Raw genomic sequence first — 7,061 nt, 5'->3', positions numbered from 1 at the left:
AAGCCATTGCTTCATTCAATGAAGCAATCCGTCTCAAACCGGATTTCCCCGGGGCTTATTACAACTGAGGGGGAGATTAGTATAAACTAGGGCTAGAGCAGATATTTTGCAAGAGGGAAGAGGTCTATTCAATTCCATCTGTTTCTAAAAGCCCTATTTCCAAACCTTAATCTTCAGTGGGTTTAAACCGACTTTAGCTATGAGGCGCGGGTTTAAACCCTAGCCGGTGCTCGCGATCCGCCAGTTATCACCACTTCAAACCTCAATTACCTTATCCCGCTTCAACAGCAAACTCGCGACAACCATTCCCACAATTGCTAAGAATATCATGGGATAAAAGGCATAAGTATAGCTGCCAAACCAATCGCGAATTTGTCCCGCTACTAGGGTTCCTGACAAGGCACCGACGCCGTAGGCTGTAAACACAATCCCGTAATTTTGAGCATAATTATCCGGGTTAAATAAGCGCAGGGTTGTTGTGGGTGCCATTGCTAACCATCCGCCTAGAGATGCCCAAAATAAACAAAAGGCAATCAAATAGGTGGCAACTTGTCCCTCTTTGACATTCAGCATCAATATGCAGGCAATCAATACGAGGGTATAAGAAACCATCGCCACGTAACGGGGTTTGAAGCGATCGCTTAACCAACCAAATAGCGGGCGGCTGATGCCATTAAATAGGGCAAATAATGAGACACTACTGGCAGCTAATGCCGGGTCAATCTTAATCATTTCCTCCCCGACAGGACTAGAAATTCCGATCGCACTCAATCCGACAAATGTACCAATGCTGTAGCAAATCCATAGTCCATAAAAGGACCGACTTTTTAGGATATTCCCGGGATAGGCGCTGGGAACGGCACAGGAGGCTGCGGAAAGCGGTTGTGCTGGTTGCCAGTCTTTGGGGGGCATTTTTAGGGTGGTGGCGATCGCCAGAATAATCAAGGTAAAGGCAATCCCTAAAATCCGCAAGGTTTCTCGCACGCTATAGGCATCAATTAACCCTTTTGCTAGGGGTGCAGTGATTAAAGGAGAGAGTCCAAAACCAATAATGGTTAACCCCACTGCTAATCCTTTTTTATCGGGAAACCATCGCGCCACCACTGCCATCGGTACGCCATAAGCAATCCCCACCCCAGTGCCTGCAATCAGTCCGTAAGTGAGAGTCATTGTTACAATATTGGTGGCAAAACTCGAAAGAATGTAACCGAGTCCGACAATGATTCCCCCGATTGCCGTAACAATTCTTGAGCCAATTCTAGGAATATAAAACCCGGCAACTGGCATCATGACGGCATAAAAAACCAAGGCAACAGTATAGGGTAACAAACTTTCTGTTGCCCCTATATTCAGTTCCCCTTCCAAGGGTTTTCTAAACACACTCCATGAGTAAACACTCCCCAGACACAGTAAAACGCTCATCCCAAATGGAATCATTAACCATCTTCCCTGTTGTGCAGGCAGTCCAAATAGGGTTAATTCTGAGCGATCATGAGTGACATTCATCACTGCTAACTCCCTTATAGAGATAATTCTAGTGGATTTCTATCGGTTCTTTGCTGATTTTTATGGTTTAGCTCTTTTCTATAGAGTTTCTTTTATCAGAGTTGAACCCTCTGATTGCTTCACCTTTACTTTACCACGATCTCCAGCCCTTTTCATCATGAAAACTTGATTTTACCCGAGGCAGGAGTATGCGATCGCCAGGGGTGGGGGTCTGTTATCCGGGCGAAGATAGCCCCAATTTTGAGCCTTTTGATAGAGGTTGGATTGAATTTATTTTAGTATCCTAGGGATAATCTACTTGAAACTTAGCCCAGCCAACCTTTCCCCGGGGGAACTCTTGCGGTTGCTTGATTCAAAAATCGACGGTTTAAAATAACCCCTTAGAACTAATATAAATTATGACTCAATCTACACAATCAGAATGGATCGAGCGTTTTGCTCGCTTTGGATACGCGGCTAAAGGATTTGTTTACGGATTGGTGGGGATTTTAGCCTTGCAAGCTGCATTTACCAAAGGGGGACAAACCACGGACCCAAAGGGCGTACTTTCCACCATAATTGAGCAACCTTTTGGCCAAGCCTTACTGTTTTTTGTAACCCTTGGACTAATGGGTTATGCAATGTGGCGTTTTTTACAAGCCTTTATGGATGCAGACCATAAAGGGACTGCTTTCAAAGGGTTAATCGAGCGATTTGGATTTGGAATGAGTGCGGTCATTTATTCGGGGTTTGCTTTTACTGCCATTAAACTCTTGATGGGTAATGAAGCAAGTAGCCGAGAACAAAGTGATCAAAGCGCTCAACATTGGACCGCCCGGTTCCTCTCACAACCTTTTGGGGAATGGTTGGTGGGATTGGCTGGTGCAGTGGTGATGGGTGTAGGATTTTATTATTTTTATAAAGCCTTTACTGGGAAGTTTCGCAAAGAATTAAACATCAGAGAAATGACTCCCCAGGAAGAAAAATGGGTGATGAGAGCAGGTCGAGTGGGGTTATCTGCAAGGGGTGTTATTTTTGTCATGATTGGCTGGTTTTTGATGCAGGCGGCTTATCAATCCGATGCGAAGGAAGCTAAGGCTCTTCCCGGGACTTTAGAGGCTTTATTGAGCCAGCCTTATGGGAGTTGGCTGTTGGGAATCGTAGCAGTGGGATTGGTGATTTATGGACTGTATATGGGAGTACACGCCCGCTATCAACGCATTCGCCCTCCCCAAGCTGACCCTCGACAAGTTTTAAATCTGGGAAAATAAGCGATCGCCTCCGGACAAATTCCCTTGGGGGTCTGCTCTTTCCAACCTCACCCTCACCTGATTCAACTGGATGAATGGGTGGCAAATTTTTTCACCAAGTTGTCTGGTATGGCAACAAGACGATGACTTGAAACATGGATAAAACATCCCGTCTGTTTGGCAGTCACGGCAATTTTGTCATCCACGATTAACTCGGTTTTGACAACCCATTTAACCGACCCCATGTCACTAAACCACATTCGTCCCTCAATCAAATCAAACAATTTGATGGGTTTATGATATTCCAGGCGAGTTTTCCCAATTAGGGGGGATATTCCCAATTCTAATTGCTGTTCTAAAGAAAAATACTGTTGAAATAAATCTAACCGTAAATCTTCGATCCAGCGCATCAAAATCATTTGACTCACAAACCCCGTGATATCAATATCGTATGGTTTCACGGTGAAAGCTAAATTCGTGTCTAATAGCGCATCTTGTTCTAAGGTCATAGTCCCTCAAACTGGTATGTTAAAATAACGATTAGGCCGGTCCTATGGATTAAAACTGCCCGGAGGCGATTCGTAAGGACTCTAACTCATTGTAATCGTTTTTCCACAAAAGAACCCATCGGGGACTCTACAAGGGAAGGATGCGGTTACGGGGACCAGAAACCGGGTTTCTTTCATGAGTTGCTGCTATTTGTCATAGCTTGGGGGAAGAAACCCGATTTCTAACCTTTAGTAGGGGGAACAGAAACCGGGTGTCTTTCATGAGTTGCTGCTATTTGTCATGAATTTAGGAAAGAAACCCGGTTTCTAACCTTTAAGATTTGGCCGGATATTGCTGCAAGACGCGCTTTAAAAATTGTCCGGTGTAGGACCGAGGATTTGCTGCCACATCCTCTGGGGTTCCGGTGGCGATCGCCTCTCCACCTTTGTCTCCTCCTTCCGGTCCTAAATCAATCACCCAATCTGCACAGCGAATCACATCTAAGTTGTGTTCAATGGTCAAAATTGAGTTTCCTTTATCCACCAATCGCTGCAACACATTCAACAATTGATGCACATCATAAAACGATAATCCCGTTGTTGGTTCATCGATTAAATACAAGGTTTTTCCGGTGGCGCGTCGGGAGAGTTCCGTTGCCAGTTTGACTCGTTGCGCTTCACCTCCGGAGAGAGTTGGTGCAGGTTGTCCCAAGTGAATGTAACCTAATCCAACATCCACCAAGGTTTGCAACCTTGTCGCTGCCCGAGGTATATGTTTAAATAGTTCTAAGGATTCTTCCACGGTGAGATTCAACACCTCGGCAATGGAATATCCCTTGTATTTCACTTGCAACGTTTCGCGATTATATCGTGCTCCTTTGCAAATATCACACTGCACATAAACATCGGGTAAAAAGTTCATAGAAATGACATTCACCCCTTGTCCGCCACAAGCTTCGCAGCGTCCCCCTTTGACATTAAAAGAAAACTGACCTGGTTTATATCCGCGCGCTTTCGCTTCGATGGTTTCTGCAAATAACCCCCGAATCATATCAAAAACGCCGGTATAGGTGGCGGGATTGGACCGAGGGGTTCTGCCGATGGGGGATTGGTCGATAATTATCACCTTATCAACTGCATCTTTTAAACTTTTTTCCCCCAAAGTTTTGAGTGCGTCCATGTCTCCCGGAAATGGAACTTTCCGCGTGATATGATGTTGCAGGGCGGGATAGAGTAAATCATTAATTAAACTGGATTTACCAGAACCTGAAACTCCGGTAACACAGACTAATTTCCCGAGAGGAATTTCTACATCAATCTGCTTGAGATTGTTGCGAGAACAGTTTTTCATCACCAAAGAACGTCCATTTCCTTCTCGTCGTTCCCCTGGGGTTTCAATTTGTAATCGCCCGGATAAATAGGACCCGGTGAGAGAATTTTCCGCCGTTAAAAGGGCATCTAATTGTCCTTGGGCGACAATTTCGCCGCCATGTACCCCAGCGCGAGGACCGATATCGACAATCCAATCCGCTGCGCGAATTGTGTCCTCATCATGTTCCACGACAATTAAAGTATTTCCCAAATCCCGTAATTTGGTTAAGGTATGTAGCAATCTTCCGTTGTCTCGTTGATGTAGTCCGATACTGGGTTCATCGAGAACGTATAACACCCCAGTTAGTCCCGCGCCGATTTGGGTTGCGAGACGGATGCGCTGTGCTTCTCCTCCGGAAAGGGTCATCGCAGGGCGATCGAGGGTGAGATAATCCAATCCCACATCTAATAAAAATTGTAGTCGGGCGCAAATTTCTCGGAGGACGAGTTCGGCAATTTGTGCTTGCCGACTGCTCAATTTTAACTGATCAATGCGATCGCGACAGTCCCGAATCGAAACCGAGGTTAAATCATCAATATGCTCATTTCCAATTCGTACCGCTAACGCTTCCGGTTTCAAGCGTTTTCCGTGGCAACTTTCGCAAGGGCGATCGACCAAATACTGCTCTAATTTTTGCTTTTGCAGTTCCGAGGCACTTTCTTCATAGTACCGTTGCAACAACGCCAATGCACCAGCATAGCGCCGATTATTGCCCCATCCTTCGATATTAATGGGTTCATCAGCACCATATAAAATGGTTTTTTGCTGTTTTGCTGTTAAATGTTTCCAGGAAGTGGTCAACTCAAACCCGTATGCCTTTGCCAACCCTTGCAACACCGACAAATAGTAAGCACTCTCTTTGTCCGCCCAAGGGGCGATCGCCTCATAAATCGGCGCATCCGGGTCCGGAATAATTAACTCCGGAGAAAAGGTGCGAAAACTGCCCAATCCGTGACAACTTTCACAAGCACCATAAGGGGAATTAAAGGAAAACAAACGCGGGGAAAGTTCTTCCATCACTGCCCCATGTTCGGGACAGGCAAACTTTTCAGAAAAAACTAATTCGCTCTCTCCGTCCTCGGTGGTACTGTCTAATAATTGAATAATTGCAATCCCTTCCGAATGGCGCAACCCTGTGGTTAAAGAATCTGTTAATCGTTCTTGGATGCCTGCTTTTTTAATCAGGCGATCGACCACAATTTCAATGGTATGGGTATGATTTTTATCCAATTCAATATTTTCCGAGAGTTCGCGAATTTCGCCATTTACCCGCACGCGCACAAACCCTTCAGAAGAGAGACTAGAAAGCACTTTTTTATGAGTACCTTTTTTTCCGCGAACCACCGGGGCGAGAATTTGAAACTTAGTGCGATCGGGCAGTTCCATCACGCGATCGCACATTTCATCAATGGTTTGTGGGGCGATCGAGCGATCGCAAATCGGGCAGTGAGGTTTTCCCGCCCTTCCAAATAACAAGCGCAAATAATCATAAATTTCCGTCACCGTTCCCACCGTCGATCGCGGGTTGTGGGAGGTGGATTTTTGGTCAATGGAAATCGCCGGAGAGAGTCCCTCAATGGATTCCACATCCGGTTTATCCAGTTGTCCGAGAAACTGACGGGCGTAGGCGCTGAGGGACTCCACATAACGCCGCTGACCCTCGGCAAAAATGGTATCGAAGGCAAGGGAGGATTTCCCGGACCCGGAAACGCCAGTAAAGACAATCAGGCGATCGCGCGGGAGTTCGAGGTCAATATTTTTAAGGTTGTGCTGTCTGGCCCCCCGAATTCGGATCCCGTGATCCCGGGGATTGACCACTGCCTCGGTCAAGGAGGATCCATTCAAGCTCTGCGCGGGTTGCTTCGTAGATGCACTGGCACGTTTAGGCATAAAAAATTAACTATATATTTCTTAACAATTTTAGCGGGTTTGGATGCAGATGCGGGTGTGGAGGATGGGATCACCGGGGTTCGGATATCCGAGGGGTGCGGGTTATTTCCCCCCTACAATAAAATTGAGGAATGCCAGGAGAACCAAACCAATGGACGAGTATCAATCCCAAGTAGTCAAGGCGATCGCCACTTTAAAGGAAGACTTACCCACTTTATTCAAAAAAGATATTTCTTACGATATATATAGAAAAGATATCTTTTTCAAAGACCCGGTAAATCAGTTTAAGTGGAAATTCAATTATAGAATTATTTTCTGGACCTTACGATTTCACGGCCAACTGTTCTTTACCCAACTCTATTTTGATTTGCATGATGTAGAGCAGGTTGCACCGGATATGATTTTAGCAAACTGGACCGTGCGTGGGACCTTGCGTTTACCTTGGAAAGCGGATTTATTTTTTAATGGATATTCTAATTATAAATTAGATGAAACTGGCTTAATTTATGAACATATTGACACTTGGGACCGGGAACCGAAGGCAATTTTAAAGCAGTTTCTTCCGCAATCGGAGAC

General features: G+C 45.5%; 5 protein-coding genes. 2 read left to right on the top strand and 3 right to left on the bottom strand.

Annotated elements, in window-relative coordinates:
• Positions 1–255: 255 nt before the first annotated feature.
• Positions 256–1,506 (bottom strand): L-lactate MFS transporter, encoded by a 1,251-nt coding sequence (locus tag NG792_RS26060; protein WP_261237350.1) that lies wholly within the window; start codon positions 1,504–1,506, stop codon positions 256–258.
• A 398-nt stretch (positions 1,507–1,904) separates the two neighbouring features.
• On the opposite strand from NG792_RS26060, the gene NG792_RS26055 reads away from it, so the two are divergent.
• A complete protein-coding gene (locus NG792_RS26055; RefSeq protein ID WP_261237348.1) occupies positions 1,905–2,756 on the top strand; it encodes a DUF1206 domain-containing protein in 852 nt (283 codons plus the stop codon).
• Positions 2,757–2,818: 62 nt separating this feature from the next.
• Here the strand turns inward: NG792_RS26055 and NG792_RS26050 are convergent, their stop codons facing one another.
• Positions 2,819–3,244, bottom strand: a complete 426-nt coding sequence (locus NG792_RS26050; RefSeq protein WP_261198629.1) for an acyl-CoA thioesterase — start codon at positions 3,242–3,244, stop codon at positions 2,819–2,821.
• Between the two features lie 313 nt (positions 3,245–3,557).
• Positions 3,558–6,485, bottom strand: coding sequence for an excinuclease ABC subunit UvrA (gene uvrA / locus NG792_RS26045; protein ID WP_261237347.1), 2,928 nt, complete (start codon positions 6,483–6,485; stop codon positions 3,558–3,560).
• A gap of 151 nt (positions 6,486–6,636) precedes the next feature.
• Between uvrA and NG792_RS26040 the strand changes: the two genes are divergently transcribed.
• Positions 6,637–7,061, top strand: a 425-nt coding sequence (locus tag NG792_RS26040) for a C6orf136 family protein (protein WP_261237346.1), incomplete at its 3' end; no start/stop codon positions are given.

Origin of the sequence: Laspinema olomoucense D3b, from assembly GCF_025370785.1 — a bacterium.
Taxonomy (GTDB): domain Bacteria; phylum Cyanobacteriota; class Cyanobacteriia; order Cyanobacteriales; family Laspinemataceae; genus Laspinema; species Laspinema olomoucense.
The sequence above is the reverse complement of the archived record's forward strand: the minus strand, read 5'-3'. Positions and strand labels throughout refer to the sequence as shown.

What these genes read in the sequence shown, in the direction of transcription:
- uvrA (WP_261237347.1), bottom strand. Translation starts at nt 6,485, where the DNA reads ATGCCTAAACGTGCCAGTGCATCTACGAAGCAACCCGCGCAGAGCTTG.
- NG792_RS26050 (WP_261198629.1), bottom strand. Translation starts at nt 3,244, where the DNA reads ATGACCTTAGAACAAGATGCGCTATTAGACACGAATTTAGCTTTCACC.
- NG792_RS26055 (WP_261237348.1), top strand. Translation starts at nt 1,905, where the DNA reads ATGACTCAATCTACACAATCAGAATGGATCGAGCGTTTTGCTCGCTTT.
- NG792_RS26060 (WP_261237350.1), bottom strand. Translation starts at nt 1,506, where the DNA reads ATGAATGTCACTCATGATCGCTCAGAATTAACCCTATTTGGACTGCCT.